The organism is Arthrobacter sp. FW306-05-C (assembly GCF_021801725.1).
GTDB lineage: Bacteria > Actinomycetota > Actinomycetes > Actinomycetales > Micrococcaceae > Arthrobacter.
Genome location: NZ_CP084557.1, coordinates 24,262 through 42,782 on the forward strand (window position 1 = coordinate 24,262; position 18,521 = coordinate 42,782).

16 protein-coding genes are annotated in these 18,521 nt (G+C 64.9%); 11 read left to right on the plus strand and 5 right to left on the minus strand.

The annotated features are described in order from the left end of the window. Positions 1-81: 81 nt before the first annotated feature. The 4 genes from LFT44_RS20865 to LFT44_RS20885 all read right to left on the minus strand — a co-directional run bounded on the left by LFT44_RS20865 (position 82) and on the right by LFT44_RS20885 (position 4,862). Complete coding sequence (locus LFT44_RS20865; protein ID WP_236803165.1) at positions 82-741, minus strand: tyrosine-type recombinase/integrase; 660 nt, start codon at positions 739-741, stop codon at positions 82-84. 322 nt (positions 742-1,063) lie between these two features. Further along, positions 1,064-2,263: a ParB/RepB/Spo0J family partition protein gene (locus LFT44_RS20875; RefSeq protein WP_236803012.1), complete on the minus strand. Its 1,200-nt coding sequence runs from the start codon at positions 2,261-2,263 to the stop codon at positions 1,064-1,066. Positions 2,264-2,461: 198 nt separating this feature from the next. Continuing rightward, positions 2,462-3,694, minus strand: coding sequence for an IS110 family transposase (locus LFT44_RS20880; RefSeq protein WP_236799534.1), 1,233 nt, complete (start codon positions 3,692-3,694; stop codon positions 2,462-2,464). A gap of 739 nt (positions 3,695-4,433) precedes the next feature. Continuing rightward, a complete protein-coding gene (locus tag LFT44_RS20885) occupies positions 4,434-4,862 on the minus strand; it encodes a hypothetical protein (protein WP_236803013.1) in 429 nt (142 codons plus the stop codon). A gap of 534 nt (positions 4,863-5,396) precedes the next feature. On the opposite strand from LFT44_RS20885, the gene bioB reads away from it, so the two are divergent. The 6 genes from bioB to LFT44_RS20915 are packed head-to-tail and all read left to right on the plus strand — an operon-like array spanning position 5,397 to position 11,073. Next, positions 5,397-6,422, plus strand: a complete 1,026-nt coding sequence (gene bioB / locus LFT44_RS20890) for a biotin synthase BioB (RefSeq protein ID WP_236803014.1) — start codon at positions 5,397-5,399, stop codon at positions 6,420-6,422. After that, a complete protein-coding gene (bsaP, locus tag LFT44_RS22165) occupies positions 6,419-6,658 on the plus strand; it encodes a biotin synthase auxiliary protein BsaP (RefSeq protein WP_236803015.1) in 240 nt (79 codons plus the stop codon). The genes bioB and bsaP overlap by 4 nt, the downstream gene beginning before the upstream one ends. Before the next feature lie 17 nt (positions 6,659-6,675). Further along, the gene (locus LFT44_RS20900; RefSeq protein WP_236803016.1) at positions 6,676-8,016 is read left to right on the plus strand and encodes an adenosylmethionine--8-amino-7-oxononanoate transaminase; all 1,341 of its coding nucleotides are present in this window, start codon (positions 6,676-6,678) and stop codon (positions 8,014-8,016) included. An 8-nt stretch (positions 8,017-8,024) separates the two neighbouring features. Beyond that, entirely contained in the window at positions 8,025-9,182 is a 1,158-nt protein-coding gene (locus LFT44_RS20905) for an 8-amino-7-oxononanoate synthase (RefSeq protein ID WP_236803166.1), read from the plus strand. Then, complete coding sequence (gene bioD / locus LFT44_RS20910; RefSeq protein ID WP_236803017.1) at positions 9,179-9,856, plus strand: dethiobiotin synthase; 678 nt, start codon at positions 9,179-9,181, stop codon at positions 9,854-9,856. The genes LFT44_RS20905 and bioD overlap by 4 nt, the downstream gene beginning before the upstream one ends. Beyond that, positions 9,853-11,073 (plus strand): cytochrome P450, encoded by a 1,221-nt coding sequence (locus LFT44_RS20915; protein WP_336885647.1) that lies wholly within the window; start codon positions 9,853-9,855, stop codon positions 11,071-11,073. Before bioD ends, LFT44_RS20915 begins: the two co-directional genes overlap by 4 nt. 187 nt (positions 11,074-11,260) lie before the next feature. Here LFT44_RS20915 and LFT44_RS20920 read toward each other — a convergent pair whose 3' ends face one another. Continuing rightward, positions 11,261-12,466, minus strand: a complete 1,206-nt coding sequence (locus tag LFT44_RS20920; protein ID WP_236803018.1) for an IS110 family transposase — start codon at positions 12,464-12,466, stop codon at positions 11,261-11,263. Between the two features lie 452 nt (positions 12,467-12,918). On the opposite strand from LFT44_RS20920, the gene LFT44_RS20925 reads away from it, so the two are divergent. From LFT44_RS20925 to LFT44_RS20945, 5 genes are all read left to right on the plus strand, one after another. Beyond that, entirely contained in the window at positions 12,919-13,341 is a 423-nt protein-coding gene (locus LFT44_RS20925) for a hypothetical protein (RefSeq protein ID WP_236803019.1), read from the plus strand. Positions 13,342-13,777: 436 nt separating this feature from the next. Continuing rightward, on the plus strand, positions 13,778-14,110 hold the full coding sequence (locus tag LFT44_RS20930) for a hypothetical protein (protein ID WP_236803020.1): 333 nt from the start codon (positions 13,778-13,780) through the stop codon (positions 14,108-14,110). Continuing rightward, positions 14,091-14,360, plus strand: a complete 270-nt coding sequence (locus LFT44_RS20935; protein WP_236803021.1) for a hypothetical protein — start codon at positions 14,091-14,093, stop codon at positions 14,358-14,360. Before LFT44_RS20930 ends, LFT44_RS20935 begins: the two co-directional genes overlap by 20 nt. Before the next feature lie 49 nt (positions 14,361-14,409). Further along, positions 14,410-15,603: a tyrosine-type recombinase/integrase gene (locus LFT44_RS20940; RefSeq protein ID WP_236803022.1), complete on the plus strand. Its 1,194-nt coding sequence runs from the start codon at positions 14,410-14,412 to the stop codon at positions 15,601-15,603. Beyond that, positions 15,600-18,311: a tyrosine-type recombinase/integrase gene (locus tag LFT44_RS20945; RefSeq protein WP_236803023.1), complete on the plus strand. Its 2,712-nt coding sequence runs from the start codon at positions 15,600-15,602 to the stop codon at positions 18,309-18,311. The genes LFT44_RS20940 and LFT44_RS20945 overlap by 4 nt, the downstream gene beginning before the upstream one ends. Positions 18,312-18,521 lie beyond the last annotated feature (210 nt).

An 18,521-nucleotide genomic window follows, 5' to 3' on the forward strand; every position in this document is an offset into this window, starting at 1 on the left:
GCAGCAATGATGACGGTCTGGTTCCGGGTTCTCCCGGGAACAGCTGCGTTTACCGGCCGCTGTTGTGGTCGTTTAAGGGCCTTAGGCACCGAACACCACTGAGAAGTCGTCGGGGTCGTAGCCTGGGGTCAGCGTTGGTTGGGGTCGTGGGGATGCCATGTGCTCTTGTACTTTTTGGAAGACCTCATCGATCCGAGGCCGTAGATAGGGAGTCATCGAGGAGACTTGTCGGTGCCGGCTGACGGCCATGATTTCAGGCAAGGTCAGATTAGGGTCAGCGACCATGCGGTTGATGGTCGTGTGTCTGAAGTCATGCAGTGACCAGTCCGTGCCCAGCACTGCGTTCACCCGTTGCAGCATTCGGCGGGCAGCGTGATACGTGAGCGGCCGCGGTTTGCCATGGAGTGCACGCCAGATCAATTCATCGGGCCGTGGACTTCCGTGCTCGTGGAAGTACATGGTCAGATACTGCAGGGATTCCGGTGAGACAGGCACCGGCTCCAGGAGACGGGATCCTTTAGATACGACCCATACACGTTGCCCGGCCCAGTCGATCTGATCGCCGTGGACGCCGAGCAGTTCACTCGCGCGGGCTCCGGAGGAGACATACATACTCACCAGGGCACGATCGCGGTTGGTCCGCAGAGCCTCCATCAAATCGTCGAAAAGGTCATCCGGGATGGAACGGGGCAGCCATTCGGACTTCTTTTGCCGCAGAGGAGCCCGATTGGCCCGTGGCATTGTTTCGGTCCGACCTCGATGAACGAGTCGTCTCCGGCCGGCAGCCTCAGGGACCGGGTTTATCAGGGGTCCACGACCGAAGCGTGCGTGGTAGGAGTAAAAAGACGAGATTACCGAGAGGGCGTGATTGATAGTTGCCGGTGCATAGCCCCCGGCCAGGGGACGCTTACCGGTGCGCGAATTCCTGCCCCGGTTACCAGTCCCCGGCCGCTGAGGGTTCACTGCGGACCGCATCCATCCCACGAGGACCTCGACTTCGGCGCGGGTCGCCTGCTCCCATCCACTGCCGAGCAGACTAAGAACGCGCCACCACCTGAGCAGGTCATTGCCATAGGAGCGGACGGTCAAAGGGCTCATATCGCTCAGAACGAGATCCCGGAGGAACACTGAGAAGTCCTCGATCTCTTGCCCTTTGTCGTCGATGACGACGTAGGGCAAGAGGCCGTCCGTTCTTGGGACCACGGCGCCTATTGCCAGTAGGCCAGTCCGTCCCTCGAGCAGTTTGAGCCGCACGTCGTCCATGAGTACCACCTCTCCGGAGAACCCTGATCCAGACTCTACGATGAAGTTCAGTTAACAGGACGGACTGCATCAGCTTGTTGTTCTCGATCAGGGTTTTCCGTTCGGCTTTCTGCTCGTCGGTCATCGGCCCTTTCGGGGCCGATGTGCCATAGCCGCTGTAGTTGTGCCGTGGGGTGAAGCCGAGTTCTTTCCATCCGACGATGACAGGGACGGTGGTGTGTTCGCCGTGGTAGTTCTGGTTGATGTAGACGGCGTTTCCGTCCTCGTCGGTGGCCGGTTCCCCGTCAGCGCGGTTGAGCGAGCTGACGCGAAGGGTTTCGCTCTCGTCGTTGTAGCCGGGGGCTTCAACAATAGTGATCCCGCCCTTTTCGAGGTCGGCAGTGAAAGCGGCGAGTGCGGCGGCGCGGTCGCGCTTGTCGCGCAGCTGCTGGGTGACGTGCAGGAGCATGTCGGGTTCGTCCATGATGACCGATTCGATTTCGGCCGTCGCGTCCTCGTCAGACTCAAATTCCTGGAGTACAAGCGCCTCTTCGATGGTGTAGCCCTTGCCCAGGGCCGCGGCTCCGGTCTCGGTGGACTTGGCTTTCAGGGCTGACTCGACGGTGGTCTTGGTCCGTCCAGTTTTCTTGGCGATCGCGGCGGCCGAGACGCCGATCAGGGACAGCTGGTGGTAAGCGTCCGCTTCGTCGGCTTCGGTGAGTTCGGCGCGCTGGATGTTCTCCACTACCTGCGTGACGATGCGTTCGGCTTCCTCCGGGGACTCGATGATCATTACCGGGATCTGGGGCCGTCCGGCTTCAACGGCGGCGCGGGTGCGGCGCTGTCCCATCAGGACGTGCACGGTTCCGTCGTCCCTGCGGTGGGCGATCACGGGTTCCATCACGCCGTGTTCCTTGATGCTGGCGATGAAATCCGGGGTCAGGGCGGCGTCTTTCCGGACGTTGATGTCCACGGTCAGGGTCGCGGGGTCGAGCATTTCGAGCATGGGTGTTGCGTTCATGGTTTTTGTCCTTGCAGAGACGTGGGGTGTCGGGGCGATCGGTGGTGACCGGCCAGCTTCCCTCTCCCCCGGATTGTTTTTTGGTTGCTGGCAAGCTTGCTTGCTCGGCGGCCGACGGAGCCCTGTCTACCCGCCGGGCAAGGGGCGGGAAATTCCCGGAGGAAATAAGCGACGAAGACATCTCACGTGTTTAAGAAGTCAAGCAGCGAGGTTTGCAGCCGGTGGAGTAAAGGCTGTGGCTTCATCGAAACGGGTACCGGTGGTGAGGCAATGGTGGAGTTGACCGAGGAGGCGATTGAAGAGGTTCCGTTGGGCTGCTGCATGCCAGTCCCCGGCTGCGCGGCGGCGCTGGTAGTGGGCTCTGGCGCCTGGGGATCCGGTCAGGGCGGACAGCGCCCACATGTATCCGACGGTGCTGAGCCGGTCATTCTTGACGAATCTGCGGCCGACGAATTTCTTCTTGCCCGACGCTCTGGTGATGGGCGCGGAGCCGGCGTACGCCTTCAGCGACCGGGCGTCGGCGAACCGCTTCCTGTCGTCTCCGATCTCGGCCAGGAGCCGTGCCCCAAGCTGGTTGCCGATCCCGGGGAAGCTGAGCAGGATCTGGGCATCGGGGTGGGTGAGGAATGCTTCCTCGACCGCGGTGCTGAGCTGATCGACGCTCTGGCAGGCAGCGTCGAGGAGGAGCAGAAGGCTGGCCGCCTGCTGCCCCATGGCGTCTTCAACGGCCTGAGGCTGGCGGGCATGATCACCCCGAAGGATGGTCTTGATCCGCCGGGCCTGGGCGGCGATGCCGCGGGAGCGTCCAGCGCGGCGCAGCGCGGCTTCGATCCGGGCGGTGCTGAGCCGCGCAGCCGTGCCCGGGGTGGGTGCGATGCGCAACAGTTCCCTGATTTCAGGGCGGGTGAGCCCGTTCTGCCAAACGGCGGCAGCCTGCAGGAGCGCAGGGTAGAACTGGCGCAGCACGGAGCGGAGCTGGTTGGCCGTCTGCTGGCGTGCCCACACGGCATCCTGCTGGGCGCGGGCCAGGACGGTGATCGCCCGGGACTGCTCGCTGTCAGCCGGGAGAGGGCGGTGGGCGTGGGCGTCGGTCCGAAGGATGTTCGCCAGCACCAAAGCATCCCCCGGATCGGACTTCTTCTTGGAGACCCCATGCCTGTCGCGGTAGCGTGCGGCCGAGAGCGGATTGACCGCGTAAATGCTCCGGGTGCCGGCACGCAGGGCTGCGACGAGCAGGCCCTGGCTTGTCTCGATCGCCACCGGGACCGGGTTCAGGGGTGTGTCCCCGTGTTCGGCGAGCAGTTCCATTAGGTCCCGATAGCCTGCAGCGTCGTCCGTGATCCTGCGTTTGGCCAGCAGCTCACCGGCACTGTCGATGATGGCAATGTCATGATGGCCCTCGGCCCAGTCGATCCCGCAGTAGATGTCCAATCTGTACTCCTCGCAGTCAAGGTGCTTTCTATTCCCGGGGTGTGCCAGTTCGGATCACGCAGCGCCCTAATTCCAAGACTCGAAGGTCTGCCATCTCACCAGCCGTTCGTGAAACGAGTCCACTTCGGGCGCCCCGGTCTGACCAAGAGCTCCACGGCTCCCGGAGAAGGAAGGGGTCATCCCGCAGCCTGCACGCCACCACGAGAACCAAGTACCACGCCAACAGTTGGGGGTTCCGATGCCACGCGGGGTGGCGGAACCTGGCCGGCAAAAACCCCACGGCATTTGCCGGCCAGTCCAGGGAGATCCCGCGGCGTCAATCTGCGCCGTTACGCGCCGCTCTTCGTCGAGGGTTCAAGGACCCAAGAGCGCCGAAGGCGTCGCAGCAGTGCTGCGCCGCGGAATCCAGAGTTCCGCGGAGGGCCGCCGGCGAACGCGCCGCTCTGCGTCGAGGATTCAAGGACCCAAGAGCGCCGAAGGCGTCACCACCAATGACTTCACCGCAGAACCCCACCAAGACAGCCCCGCGAGCCAGAAGATCTCGTTCCCAGAACCGCCTTAACAACGAATTAGGAGCGCCGGAGGGAAATTCCTGCACCGCAGGCCCCGACGAAGGAGGGGCTAGACGGGGTGGAGCGGACGCCTACAATCCGAAGGAATCTCAATGATGTTGTCAACGGGTGTTGGCGTGCGCTGCGGGTGTCCCGGCCGGTTCACGGCCGGGACACCTCAAGGGCTTCTAGTCCGTCCAGCCGGGGTAGGGCTTGCGGTCCTGCGCCGGGAGTTCGGCGGCTGTGGTGGGGAGGTGGTCCGGGCCGTGGGACTGGCCGGAGGCCCAGTGGAAGAACACCTCGGCGGTGATCGCTTCGAAGCAGGCGCTCTGGGACCGGAACCAGTGTGTGGCGGTGTCGCCTTCGACGCAGGTGCCGTAGCCGAACAGTTCCCCGTTCCCGTCGAGGGTGCGGGCGACGGCGAAGATGATGTACGGCCAGGCTCCCGCGTCCCACCCCTCGCTGCCCCAGTTCGGCAGCACCGACCAGGCGGTGCCTTCGAGGGTGTCCATCCAGTCGTACCCGTCCCCTGCCCGGTCATCGGCAGGAAGGACCGGGGCGGTCACCGGTTCGGTGGTGTCGGCCGTTGTCGTGCGGATCAATGTTTGGGTTCTCATGAGGTGATGCTCCGTTTCGCTCGGGCGGGGCGGGCGCCTGAAGTACCGGATTCCCCTCCCCCACCATGTTTTTGCCTGCTGGCGGAGCATCGCGTAGCTGTGCTCGACGGAGCCGGGGCAACCCGCAGGGCAAGCAGCGGATGGATTGGGTGAGGAAATAAGCGCAGCGCCGACTCAAGGCATCCGTTGCGCGGCCGTCCGGAGGACGGTGGCGCCGGTGGAGCGGGCACGTATGATCCAACGGACAGCAGCAAAAAAGGAAAAAATGCTTGTGCTGTCCGAGCGCAGCGAGGACCTTTTCCTCCCCGCCGCCCAGCGTCCGATGTCTCCGTAGGGGTTGGAGTCGAGCGATTCACGCGGCCTGAGGGCTTGCGGCGCGGGGACCAAGGATCGGGGTGCAGGTCACGTGGGAGTGCGGGCAGGGCCAAGGCCGCAACCGCCCGCTTGTAGATACCCAACAAAATCCTGCCCTCATCAGGAAACTAGCCTCAGTTCTACGGCATACCAGCAACCAGGCAGCGCAAAGGACAATCAATGACGATTCAGGCAGATCCGGCACCTACCCGGTACGGGATTCTCGAAACGGCCCGCCAGCAGGTCCTCGAGGAAGGACACGGGTTGACGCAGGAGCAACTGCTGGAGGTGCTCCGCCTGCCCGATGAAGCCCTTCCGGCGGCGCTGCAGCTGGCCCATGAGGTCCGGCTCAGGCACTGCGGTGAGGACGTCGAGGTGGAAGGCATCATCTCTATCAAGACCGGCGGGTGCCCGGAGGACTGCCACTTCTGCAGCCAGTCCGGCCTGTTCGACTCCCCCGTCCGCGGCGTCTGGCTGGACATCCCGGAGCTGGTCAAGGCTGCTAAGGAAACCGCTGCCACTGGCGCCACGGAGTTCTGCATCGTGGCAGCAGTCCGCGGACCGGACATCAAACTGATGAACCAGATCAAGTTCGCGATCGACCGGATCAACGAAGCCGTGGAGATCAACATCGCCTGCTCCCTGGGGATGCTCACCCAGCACCAGGTGGACCAGCTCGCCGCCTGGGGAGTGCACCGCTACAACCACAACCTGGAAACAGCACGCAGCTACTTCCCGCAAGTAGTCACCACCCACAGCTACGAAGAACGCCTCGAGACCTGCGCCATGGTCAAGGCGGCCGGCATGGAGCTGTGCTGCGGCGCCCTGATCGGCATGGGCGAATCCCTGGAGCAGCGTGCCGAACTTGCTGCCCAGCTCGCCGCGCTGGAACCCCACGAGGTCCCGCTGAACTTCCTGAACCCTCGCCCCGGGACTCCCCTGGAAAACCAGGGGATCATGGACGGCAAAGACGCCCTCCGCGCCATTGCTGCGTTCCGGCTGGCCATGCCCCGGACCGTGCTCCGCTACGCCGGCGGCCGCGAACTGACCCTCGGTGACCTCGGAACCAGGGATGGCCTGCTCGGCGGCATCAACGCCGTCATCGTCGGGAACTACCTGACCACCCTGGGTCGGCCCGCCGACGCGGACCTGAACCTGCTGGTCGAGCTGAACATGCCCATCAAGGAATTCCAGAAATCACTATGAAAACGGTCCCGGCTGCCGGGGGCGCGAACGGCTTGAGCAACGGCCCATTCTGCGGACACTGCGGGGGCCCCGACGGCGGCGGCCTCCCCGCGTCGGACGAGCACCAGCGCTGCGTCGAACTACTGACGCTGGAACCGCCACGCTACTGCGCCCACTGCAGGAGACGGATGAAGGTCCAGGTCACGCCGGCCGGCTGGAGCGCAGAATGTTCCCGCCACGGGGTGCTCATCCGATGACACAGGTGTCGGCTCCGATGAGCCTGATCCAGCGGGACCGCGCACGCCTGTGGCACCCGTACGCCCCCGCGTCCCCCAGCCTCCCGTTGTGGGAGGTCGAGGCGGCCGACGGTGTGCGGTTGCGGCTCCGCAGCGAAGACGGCACACGCCATGAGGTCGTTGATGCCATGTCCTCGTGGTGGTCGGCGATCCATGGCTACCGCCACCCTGTACTGGACGCGGCCGCGAAGCGGCAACTCGATGATTTCAGCCATGTGATGTTCGGCGGACTCACCCATGCCCCGGCGGTGGAACTGGCCGAGCGGCTGGTGGATATGGCCCCTTCCGCACCAGGACGGTCACGGTTGGACCGGGTGTTCCTCGCGGACTCGGGTTCGGTATCGGTGGAGGTTGCACTGAAGCTGGCGGTGCAATTCCAGACCGCGTCCGGCCACCCCCGGCGGCAGCGGTTCCTGAGCATCCGCGGCGGATATCACGGTGACACCTTTGCGGCAATGGGGGTTTGTGACCCCGTGGACGGGATGCACGCCGCTTTCCCCGGTCTGCTGGCCGGCAACGTGTTTGCTCCCCGCCCCCCGGCCGCGGCGTCCGCAACCCCGGAAACGGTGCAGGCGTGGGCAGCCGAACTCCAGGCCACCGCGGCTGCGCATTCCGGGGAGCTGGCCGCGATCATCGTCGAGCCGGTCCTCCAGGGCGCAGGTGGCATGTACCCCTACCCGGCCGAGTGCCTCACCGCGTTGCGGCAGGTGGCGGACCGGTACGGGCTGCTGCTCATTTTTGACGAGATCGCGACCGGGTTCGGCCGCACCGGCGAGCTGTTCGCCGCCGGTCATGCCGGTGTGGTCCCGGACATCATGTGCGTGGGCAAGGCCCTGACCGGCGGGTACCTCACCCTCGCCGCGATGCTCTGCACGGACGAGATTGCGTCAACGGTTTCCGGCGGGCAGGCAGGGGCACTCCTGCACGGCCCGACCTTCATGGGCAACCCGCTGGCGTGTGCGGTAGCCAACGCCAGCCTGAGCATCATCGACGGCGGCGGCTGGCAGACCGACGTCGCCCGGATCGGGGCGGGCCTGGCGTCGGGGCTGGCCCCCGCCCGGGGGCTTGAGTCCGTGGCGGATGTCCGCACCGTCGGGGCCGTCGGCGTCATTGAGCTGCACGACCCCGTCGATGTCACGGCGGTCACGGCCGCGGCCATCCGGCACGGGGTCTGGGTGCGGCCGTTCCGGAACCTCGTCTACACGATGCCCCCGTACATCAGCACCGCGGCAGACATCGAACAGATCACCGCAGGCATGACAGCGGCCGTCGCCGAAGTCCATCAACGCGGCCCGGAACGCTCCGGAGTCCCAGCATGAGCACCTCGATGACCCAATGGCTCGAGCAGCAAGCCTCCGTCCGGGACCGCCGTGGTTTGGTCCGCCGCCCGCTCCCCCGCAACGCGGACGAACAGCTCATCGACCTGGCCAGCAACGACTATCTGGGCCTCGCAACGGATCCGCGGCTTGCCGAGGCCGCCGCGGCAGCCGTTTCATCGTGGGGTGCGGGAGCCACGTCCTCGCGGCTGGTTGCCGGAACCACCCGGCTGCATCTGGACCTCGAGCAGGAACTGGCCACGCTGGCCGGTATGGAGACGGCACTGGTGTTTTCCTCCGGCTATCTGGCGAACATGGGTGTGATCACTGCCCTCGGCGGTCCGGGGACCCTGATTGTCGCGGATGAACACTGCCATGCCTCGATGATCGACGGATTTCGGCTCAGCCGCTCCCGCACCGAATCGTTCACCCACAACAGCGTGGAGGACGCCGGCCGGCTGCTCGCGGACCGGCTGGAGCCGCGCGCACTCATCGCCGTTGAATCCCTCTACAGCGTCCTTGGCGACGAAGCCCCGCTCGCTGGTCTGCTGGCCCTGGCCGTGCAGTACGACGCGGCGCTTCTGATCGACGAGGCCCATAGTCTAGGTGTCACCGGTGCCGGCGCCTTTCAGGGCCGCGGCTCGGTGGCCGGGACGGCCCTTGCCGGGCATCCGAACGTGATCGTGACCGCGACGCTGTCCAAGGCCCTGGGCAGCCAGGGCGGGGCGGTCCTGGGATCCGCGTTGCTGCGGGAACACCTCATCAACCGTGCCCGAAGCTTCATCTTCGACACCGGCCTGGCGCCGGCCTCTGCAGCGGCGGCCCTCGCCGGGGTGCGGATCATCCGGGATGAACCTTGGCGGGCCGGATCCGTCCGAAGCAATGCTGCGGCCCTGGCCGCCGGACTCGCCCCGGCCCTTGCAGCCCGCGGCGCTGAGGTCGAGCACGGGGCGGGGGCGGTCCAGTCCATTCCTATGCCGTCGGCCGAATCGGCCCTGGCAGCCACCGGGGCCGCGCGCACCGCCGGCGTTCGGATCGGCTGCTTCCGCCCCCCGTCCGTTCCGGACGGGATTTCCCGGCTGCGGCTCACCGCCCGGGCCACCCTTACACCTAAGGAAATCGAAGACAGCTGCGCCGTACTGCGCAGCATTTTGGAGGAACTTCCATGAACCTGCCCGGCATCATCATGATCACCGGAACGGACACCGGCGTCGGCAAGACCATCACAACGGCGGCCCTCGCCGCCGCCCTCCACGAACAAGGGCGCAGCGTCGCGGTCTACAAGCCCTGCCAGTCAGGAGCCGCCGTCGGCGATTCCGACACAGCCGAAATCATCCGGCTCGCCGGCGACGTGACAGCAGAAACCGGGGTGGTTCTCCAGGAGCCGTTGGCGCCCGTCGCGGCAGCCGCCATCGATAAAACACCCCTGCCCCGGGTGGCTGCGCACGCCGGGAGGGTCCGCGAGCTGGCCGCCTCCCACGACCACGTCCTGGTCGAGGGCGCAGGCGGCCTGCTGGTGGAGCTGGATTCCGACGGCTGCACCCTCGCGGACCTCGGCTCACTCCTGGCAGCGGCATTCGTGGTCGTCGCGCGGCCGGACCTTGGCACCCTGAACCACACCGCTCTGACTCTCGAAGCGCTGCAAACACGGGACCTGCAGGTCCTCGGCGTAGTGCTGGGAAGCTGGCCAGGCAACCCAGGCGTCGTACACCACACCAACCGACAGGTGCTCGGATCGCTGCGGGTGCGTTTTCTCGGCGCCCTCCCCGGGCATGCCTCCGAACTGTCCCCGCCCGCTTTCCGTACCGAAGCAGCCGCCTGGCTGAACGGTCTACCCGCATGAACCCGACCCCAACGACCACCGGACCCGCGCAGCCGCTGGCAGAAAGCCCGGGACAGTGGCAGAGCTCTGAGCAGCCGCGCTGCCCGTACATGGTGGTGCGTGACCCGGATATGGTCCGCGAAGTGCTGCACCGACCGGATGTTTTCAGCCCCGCGAACGCCCTCGTCGCGGTCACGCCCCTGGCTGGGCCTGCCCTGCGCGTGCTGCAGCGTGTTCGCTTTGCGTTGCCTCCCGTGCTCGCCAGCAACGACACCGACACGCACGCCGGGATCCGTAAGATCGTGGCAGGGTTTTTCACGCCCGCCACGGTCGCGGCCATGGAGCCGCGGATCCGGGAACTGGCACAGGAAGCGGCACGGAATGCCGCAGACCAGCTCGTGAGGTCCGGCCCTGTGGACCTCGTCCAGACGGTGGCGGCGTTCCCCCCGGCAATCGTCATGCTCGAACTCCTCGGGCTGCCCGTACGGGACCTTGCAGACCTCAAACGCTGGAGTCTTGACTCCATGGAGCTGTTCTGGGGCTGGCCCGACGAAGCCCGGCAACTCGAACTCGCCCACAGCGCGGCGGAATTCTACCTCTGGCTGCGCAAACTCGTCGCAGAATCCCTGACGGCACCGGGATGCAACCTCTTCAAATCCCTCGCCGAACACGGCCTGTCAACCCCCGAAATCTGCTCGCTCGGCTATTTTCTGCTCATCGCCGGACAGGAAACAACCACCCAGCTGATCAGCACCACCCTGTTCCGACTCCTTGAAGAATCCAACCCAGTGGACTGGAAGGACGCCGCATCCGGGGAAGGCTCCAGGAGCGCGGTCCGACACGTGCTCGCCACTGAATCATCAGTCCCCACCTGGCGCCGTGTCGCCGCACACGATACCAACATCGCCGGCTCGCAGATTTCGGCGGGCACCGAAATCCTCCTCGAACTGAGCGGCAACCACACCACGAGACCAGCCCAAACCCCAGGTTCCTCGCCCCGAACGCAAGAGGCCCAGCACAAACCACCCACCACATACGGCCTGGTTTTTGGCTCGGGGATCCACCGCTGCCTCGGTGCCAAACTCGCAGAACTCGAGGCCGCCATCATTGTCCAGGAAACCGCCATATCACTTCCGCGAATACAGCTCCGGGACGTGAATCCAGACTGGATCCGGCTCCTGTCATTCCAAGCCCCCCGGACAGTTGTCGTGGCAGCCCAGCCACTCGGACCGCACTGACTTTGCTCAGAGGAACGAAATCGGCGGAATTCAAAGGTCCTACCGCCAGCGACGTAACCAAACACCAGGGACCGGCTGCGTGCGCAGCCCTCAACAGCACGGGCCCGGATTTCAAGGCCAACGCGCGGAATTAGTGCCCAGTCAGCCACCCGGATTCGGCCCCCAGGGATCGCGGGACCTGGGCACCTCAGGCAGCCAGGCGGGCTGCCCGAGCCGGGACCGGCGTGTAGGTGGTGCCGTCGCGGAGCATGGCCCAAAGGACGTTCAGGCGGCGCCGGGCCAGGGAGAGCATGGCCTGGATATGGGTTTTGCCTTCGGCGCGTTTTCGGTCGTAGTAGGTCCGTGAGGCGGGGCAGCTTTTCAGGGCTGATAGCCCGGAGAGGTAGAAGACGCGCAGGAGTCTGCGGTCGTAGCGGCGGGGGCGGTGGTGGTTTCCGGTGATCCGGCCGGAGTCCCGGGGTGCGGGGGCGAGTCCGGCGACGCCGGCGAACCGGTCCGCGGTTTCAAAGACCGTGAGGTCTCCGCCGGTGGCGCCGAGGAACTCAGCGGCGAGGACGGGTCCGAAGCCGGGCATGCTGAGCAGGGACGGGGTGTGCCGGTGTTCGCTGACTTTCTCGCTGATCAGCGCGTCCAGCTCGGCCAGTTCCTTGTCCAGGGTGATGATTTCCTGTGCGAGGGCGGCGACGATCCTCTCCCCGAGGTGCTGGGCCGGGACGGTGGTGTGCTGGGATTTCGCGGCGTCCACGGCCGCCTGGGCGACCGCGGCGGAGGAGCGGGTGCCGTGTTTCTTCAGCCAGGCGTGGAGCCTGGCCTGGCCGGTGCGGCGGATCCCGTCCGGGGTCCGGTGCTTGGTCAGCAGCAGCAACGCTCCTTTGGAGCGGCTGTAGTCAAAGGCCCGCTCCAGGGCGGGGAAGTATTCGAGCAACTGGGCCTGAAGTCGGTTGATCGCCCGGACCCGGTCCGCGGATTTATCGGCCCGGCGGGCGGTGAGGATCCGCAAGCCGGTGCTGGTCTCGTCCCCGGCACGCAGGGGTTGCAGGTCCTTGCGCATCCTGGCCTGGTCTGCGATCACGGCGGCGTCTTTCGCGTCCGTTTTGCCGTCGCCGCGGTAGAGCTTGGAGGCGTGGTGGACGACCCGGCCGGGGATGTAGAGGATGTTCTGGCCGTGGGCGACGAGGATCGCGATCAGCAGCGCGGGTCCGCCGTGGTTCAAATCCGTTGCCCAAACGATTTCATCCCCGTCCCCGAGTCTGAGGACGTTGGACATGAGCTCGATCAATGCCGGTTCATCGTTGGGGATTTTTTGGGAGAGCAGACGGTTTCCGTCGGCGTCGATCACGACGCAGTGGTGATGGGCTTTGCCGGCGTCGATCCCGGCCCATAATTGCACCAAGAACAGCCTCCAGTCTGTTGGATGAGAAGAGCCCAGCAGATAACCGCGCCGTCGTGTCCTTATCCGGCGATCATGTCGCGTCTCTCAATCAGCGGTCGGGTCATCGCGGGGTGGCGGGCGGCCAATCCTACGAAGCCGTCACGCGCGAGTCGTCCGGCCACAGCAACAAAGCCATACCCGCCTCCCCTGGGTAGCCACGACCCTACAACGGCCACGGAAAACTACCCGTCAACAACATAAGGACAGCAGCCAAAAAACGTCGTAGACAAGACAGGGCCAGGGGGTCCGGAGCTCTGCGACGGCGCGCCCTGGACCAACAGCCGGCCGCGCCAGCGGACGCCCGCCAACTGGTTGGAGCGCAGCGGAAACCAGGGCGAGCCCAGCGAGCCTGCACTTCACCCCCGGGCCCCGCTCCCACATCCGGTGTCAGGTCTCTCTGGTACCTTGCGGGCATGGACCTGAAATCGTGCGGGTATTGCAAGGAAATGGTCGATCTCAGCGTTGGGCCTCACATCCATGACCCCAAGAAGTGCAAGCAGTGCGGGGAGATGCTGCCGGCAGAAGCCTTCGACCGCTGGCCGTCCAGTGCCGACGGCCGCCGGCACTCCTGCCGCCAGTGCGTAGCCGGTGAATCCGCGAAAGCCAAGGTGCAGCGGGTCGTCACAAAGGACAAGCAGTTCCGGGATGACAAGGAAAAGCTCAAAGAGCATGGTTACCGTTGGGTGCGGCGGGTTGTTAAGCCCGGCCCGGATCCCGTCTTTCGTTGGGCATTGCTGGATCCTCTGGGGCAAGAGGTATCAAAGGAAAAAGCTCTGGGGGATATTGAGCTTGCTGAAAACCCCGAGCCTGACGACTTCGGATACCCGATTCACTAAGAGGAGATATGGCTTTTCGACTGCGAGACTTTTTTGGCCGGCGCCGGATACCAACTGCATCAGTTCGGGCCGCCCCTGTGGCATCGGCCACGGAGACGGAACGCCCTCCGCTGACACCGGCCCAGCTGGCAGACTTGGAAGAGGCTTGGGTTGAGCTCCGGCAGGCTTCCCAAGAAGCCGGGGTGACTTCATTTCGTGCTTGTACGCGTGACGGCAGCCGCTGGGAGGACAACCCGGAGTCTGTGCGGGCCATGACGCGCATGATCAAGGGCACGCAGAAGTACACCGCCGAAGGTCCGAAGGACGTGTAGGGCTGGAGGGTCAGTCAAAACGCTGCCCTTTGTCAGACCCCTCCCCCACGATGAAAAGGATGGCGGCCATTCCTGGCCGCCATCCTTTTCCGTGTCGCTTCGAATATATGTTCTAAGGTTGTGGTATGTCCTCCGAAGAGTTCGCGGCCGCGCTGCAGGCGCAGTACGCGCGGCGGGCCGGCCCAATCGGGCTGACCGTGGAAGAGCTCGATTTCGAGCACTTCCCGGTCAAGAACGGGTACCCGGGGATCCCGGTGAAGGCGTGGATCCGGTTTCCGAACTGCGCCGAGCTGGTGGATGGCGAAGTTTTCGCCTGGACTGCAAAGGCGGCCGAAGTGACATGGAAGGACGGGCCGGTCACGTACCGGACCTGGGTGTGGAGTTCGGCGGTAACGCGCCGGGAGGAAATGATGAACAGGAATTTGGGAGAGCGGACCCGTGGCAACAACAGCAACTGACAACCCCTTGGATGTGCCGGTGCAGGTCCGGTTCACCGCGAAGGGCATTCCTCTGGCCGTCCGGCATGACGGCCGGATCTGGGCCGTGGCCGCCGAGCCCGTGCGCTGGTTTACCCGTGCGGACTGGTGGAACACCGCCAAGCGGGCACCGGTTGGATGCGGGGACCTGGTCAGCATCGAACACTGGCAGCTCCAGGTCAGGCTTATCTACCCTCTGGTGGGGTTCCCAGCCACGTGTGTTCTGAACTAGGGTCGTCTCGGAACGCACGGATTATCTACCCTTGACGAGGTACGTTCGCATGGCCCAGTCCCCGATTCCGCTTCCGTCGACTAACCACCCGAACTTCCCGATTTCACGGCACTGGATTGCCTTCAGGGTCATCCACAAGACTGGTGGCCCGTCGTGGACAGTGGTGGATTCCTCCACCTACGAGCTGCATCCTGAGGCCAGCCCCTACCTGCATTACCTGCTGGGTTCTGCCCGCTCGACCAATACCATTCGTGCGTACGCGCAGCGTCTTGCCGCGTTCTTCACCTGGCTTGGCCCCGCCCGATTGGACTGGACGGACGGGATTCCGGTGGTCTCCCGGTTCATCCGAGAGCTCGCCGTCTCAGCGTTGTCCGCTCCGAGCGGGAGCGGGGAGTACCGTGAGCCGCGCTACCGGAGCGGGAAGACTGTGAACCAGTACGCCGCGGCAATAACGCAGTTCTACATGTGGGCGGCCCGCAGTGATCTGATCAGCGAAAAGACGGCCGGAGGTTTCTACGAGACCAGGATCGCCTACGGCTTTTCCGGTGACCGGCTCCTGCCTGGCCAGATTTCCAAGGCCCGAGCGGTACGGGTGAAGGAAGTCGAAGAAGCACCGAAGCTGATCGATGAGCCCGCTGTGGAGTCATTGCTGGGGTCCATCGCGAACCGTCGTGACCATTTCCTGGCGGCGCTGATGCTCGAGACAGGAGTCCGAATCGGTGAAGCGTTGGGGTTGAGGACAGAGGATCTGCATCTGTTTCATGACTCCCGCGCCCTCAAGTGCTCGTCAGCCGGGCCGCACATCCACATTCGGCGGCGGCAGAACCCCAATGCCGCCCTGTCCAAATCCTCGAAGCCTCGCACCGTCCCGGTCACCGAGGCTGTGTGCACTCTGTACTACCTATACCTGGAGGACCGCATCGACCGATTAACCCATGATCCCAGCCCGATGGTCTTCGTTAATCTGTATTCCCGGGCCTACGCCGGGGAGGCGCTGAAGTACTCCAACGCCGTAAAAATGTTCTACCGGACTTCGGGCCGTACGGGGCTCCGTGTGAACCCGCACATGACAAGACACACGGCGGCCACCCGCTGGAAGCGTGCCGGCGTTCCGGCGCGGGACGTTCAGGAACTGCTCGGGCACCGCAGCGCCACCTCCCAGTTCATGTACGAGCACGCCACCGACCAGGACCTCCGCGACGCCATCGAAGGCGTCAGGTTCGGTACGCCGAGGCCCTCATGAGTATTGGACCATCGACCGCCTCCAAACTTGATCCGGTCCCGGCTCCGGCGGAGCCTGTTGACCCGGCCGTGGACCTTTCGGCTTTCCAGAACATCCTTGCCCGGGAAATCCCGGCTGATTGGCGGCCCGGTGAATGGGACGGTGCGGCCTGGGTCTTCACCGGTACCCCGGGCCACCTGGGCACACTCGTGAACCGCTGCAGGTTCCCCGGCTGCCATGGCCCCTCATTCACACGCCGCAGCGAGCTGTGCAATGTCTGCACCGGCCGGCACAGTCGGCACACCAAACGCATGGGTGCCATGAGTGCCGAGGCCTGGATCAACGGGGCGGTTGAGCTGCAGGCCACGAATTGGGCATCCCGTGTCGTCCCGATCCTGTGCTCGGTCACGAACTGCACCAACCGCAGTAAGGGCCTCGGAGTGCCTCTGATGGCCGCGACGGAGGGGAATCCCAAGCGATGGCACCAGCAGAAGGACCGGCTTCCTCCGCTGTGCCTGGGCCACCAGCCCCACGGGACAGTCGAGGACATTGAGGCATGGATCGCATCACAAGCCACGAGGCCGGTTGCACCGCCGGAATACTGCGCAGTTCCTTGGTGCGGGTACAAACGTCACCCGGCCAACCAGCTGGGCATCTGCAGGCTGCACGCACAACTGATCAAAGACCAGGGCGAACTGGCCCTGCACCTCGAACGGGAAGCCGTCGTTTCCCTGGAACCTGACGGCTACCGGGAAATCCACGCCCCTGTACCCAGGCCTGGCGGGTACAGGCTCGACCTTGGCCCGCTGCAACGGCGGCACGCGGGACTGGCCACGGAGCTGCTGTGGTCCCTGCAGCATCAGGACCGCCTTGGATTCCCAATCAATATCGTCACGACCAGGGCCCTCATGGCCTCGGCGCTGGAGTTCCCGCCTGCCACGACATCCTTCCTGAACGCCGACACCCGAGCCCTCACAGAGGGCCGCCTCCTGCGTTCCGTCAACGCCTGGTCCATGTTCAGGGTCGTGCGTGCCAGGCTGCTGGAACGCTACGTCCCCTGGTCGACCAACGGTGATCTTCTTCAATCCGACCTCGTCCCGTTCGGGCTGCTGACGACCTCGTCCAACCGGCGTGCATCCACACGTTCCATGGCGGCCCTGGATTTCCGGCCCATCAGACTGGAGTGGGCGCGGCAAATGGCCAAGCTGTGGATCCTGGAACGATCCACCACGGAAACCTCCCCGACGACCCTGATCACTCACGTCGCACGGCTCTGCACCGATTTCGTCGTCCAATGTACGGTGCGGAACCTCCCCCCGCCAACTAACGCCTCCGAACTGACCCGGGACCACGGCAAAGTGCTGGCACAGGCCCTGGCGGGCATGACCCGGCTCGACGGGCAGCCCCTGTCCAGCAGCTACAAACGGTTCCTTGGATCGACGCTGACCGGCATGATCGACTACGCCCGAAAAAACTCGGACCTGTTCGAAAACACCAGCCTCTCCTTCGCCCTCGACTACGACCTGCGGATCCCCATCGAGGACAGCCCAGGGGCAGACTCCGACGATGAGACCGGCCGAGCAGTTCCCGAACCCGTCATCGAGTACCTCTTCGAGCAGTTGCCCACAGCACAGGTCTCTAACCCGGCATCAGCCGCTGCCCCCAACGAAGTATACAAAGCAGCGTTCACCTGCTACATGACCCTCCTTCGTGATGCCGGACGCCGGCCCGGCGAAACGGCCGGCCTCCGCCGTGAATGCCTCAGCTACGACAACACCGGCCAAGCCACCCTGCTATGGCACAACGACAAAGGAAGACGCAGAGGTCGGCGGTTGCCCATCTGGGAGGAAACCGCCCAGGCCCTGGAATCCTGGTTCACCATCCGGGACCATCACGCCGCGGGGGCACCGGCCGGACAGCAGGAATGGCTCTTTCCAACGTTCCGGCCCCGAGCCCGGGACAAACACCTGAAGACAGCCTGGTTCAACAAACGGCTCCGCGACTGGGTCGATCAACAGCTCCCCGAGCTGCCTGGCCCGAAGAACGGAACCGGAGCCGCCATCCCCTTCCGGAAAACAGATGTATTCGCCTACGCGTTCCGGCACTCCTACTGCCAACGCCTGGCCGACGCCGGAGTCCCGCAGGAAACCCTCCGCCGCCTCATGGACCACAGATCCGCCGACACAACTGCGCAGTACTACACGGTGACCAACGCACGAAAGCGCAAAGCCATCGAGTCCGTAAAGAGGCTCTCCTTCGATACTCACGGCGCCCACGCCCCAGTCGCGGAAGAGCTGTACTCCATGGCCGCCGTCGCCGTGCCGTTCGGCAACTGCACTGAACCAACCAACATCAAAGCCGCTGGCAAGGCATGCCCTGCCCGCTTCCAGTGCGGCAGCTGCACGTTCTTCCGGTCTGACCCCTCCCATCTGCCCGACCTGATTGCACATTTGGAACGGATGAAAGAGGACCTCGCTTGGCAGATCGCCCAAAACCTACGGCCGTCACTGATCACGGACACCAAGAACGAGATCGCAGCCTTCACAACCCTCCTCCGGGGACAGGAATCGCGCCTGGCCGGCCTGCCCGACAGCGAACGCGAGTCGCTTGTGGAAGCCTCCGCCGTGCTGCGCCGGCTCCGCACAGCCCTACCGACTGCCATTGAAAAGCCCTTCATTCCGGTCGGAAGCCTGCGGATCCGACCGGAGCGGAACGAGGACGACGCATGATCGCAGCGTCAGCGCCCAAGTCAGCGGCCATGGTGCAACAACGAAGGAAGGACAGCAAAGCTAAGAGACAGGCAGTGCTGGCCGCGATTGAGGCGATGGAACGCGCGCGCGGGCCCATCACAGTCGCGGAGGTTGCCCGCCGCGCCCGTGTCAGCACTTGGCTTGTGCGGCAGGAGCCCCTGATGACAGCGGTTAGGAAAGCCCAGACCG

Excerpts from the sequence above, each read along its gene's own strand:
- LFT44_RS20865 (WP_236803165.1), bottom strand. The coding sequence starts at position 741 with ATGCCACGGGCCAATCGGGCTCCTCTGCGGCAAAAGAAGTCCGAATGG.
- LFT44_RS20875 (WP_236803012.1), bottom strand. The coding sequence starts at position 2,263 with ATGAACGCAACACCCATGCTCGAAATGCTCGACCCCGCGACCCTGACC.
- LFT44_RS20885 (WP_236803013.1), bottom strand. The coding sequence starts at position 4,862 with ATGAGAACCCAAACATTGATCCGCACGACAACGGCCGACACCACCGAA.
- bioB (WP_236803014.1), top strand. The coding sequence starts at position 5,397 with ATGACGATTCAGGCAGATCCGGCACCTACCCGGTACGGGATTCTCGAA.
- bsaP (WP_236803015.1), top strand. The coding sequence starts at position 6,419 with ATGAAAACGGTCCCGGCTGCCGGGGGCGCGAACGGCTTGAGCAACGGC.
- LFT44_RS20900 (WP_236803016.1), top strand. The coding sequence starts at position 6,676 with ATGAGCCTGATCCAGCGGGACCGCGCACGCCTGTGGCACCCGTACGCC.
- LFT44_RS20905 (WP_236803166.1), top strand. The coding sequence starts at position 8,025 with ATGACCCAATGGCTCGAGCAGCAAGCCTCCGTCCGGGACCGCCGTGGT.
- bioD (WP_236803017.1), top strand. The coding sequence starts at position 9,179 with ATGAACCTGCCCGGCATCATCATGATCACCGGAACGGACACCGGCGTC.
- LFT44_RS20915 (WP_336885647.1), top strand. The coding sequence starts at position 9,853 with ATGAACCCGACCCCAACGACCACCGGACCCGCGCAGCCGCTGGCAGAA.
- LFT44_RS20925 (WP_236803019.1), top strand. The coding sequence starts at position 12,919 with ATGGACCTGAAATCGTGCGGGTATTGCAAGGAAATGGTCGATCTCAGC.
- LFT44_RS20930 (WP_236803020.1), top strand. The coding sequence starts at position 13,778 with ATGTCCTCCGAAGAGTTCGCGGCCGCGCTGCAGGCGCAGTACGCGCGG.
- LFT44_RS20940 (WP_236803022.1), top strand. The coding sequence starts at position 14,410 with ATGGCCCAGTCCCCGATTCCGCTTCCGTCGACTAACCACCCGAACTTC.
- LFT44_RS20945 (WP_236803023.1), top strand. The coding sequence starts at position 15,600 with ATGAGTATTGGACCATCGACCGCCTCCAAACTTGATCCGGTCCCGGCT.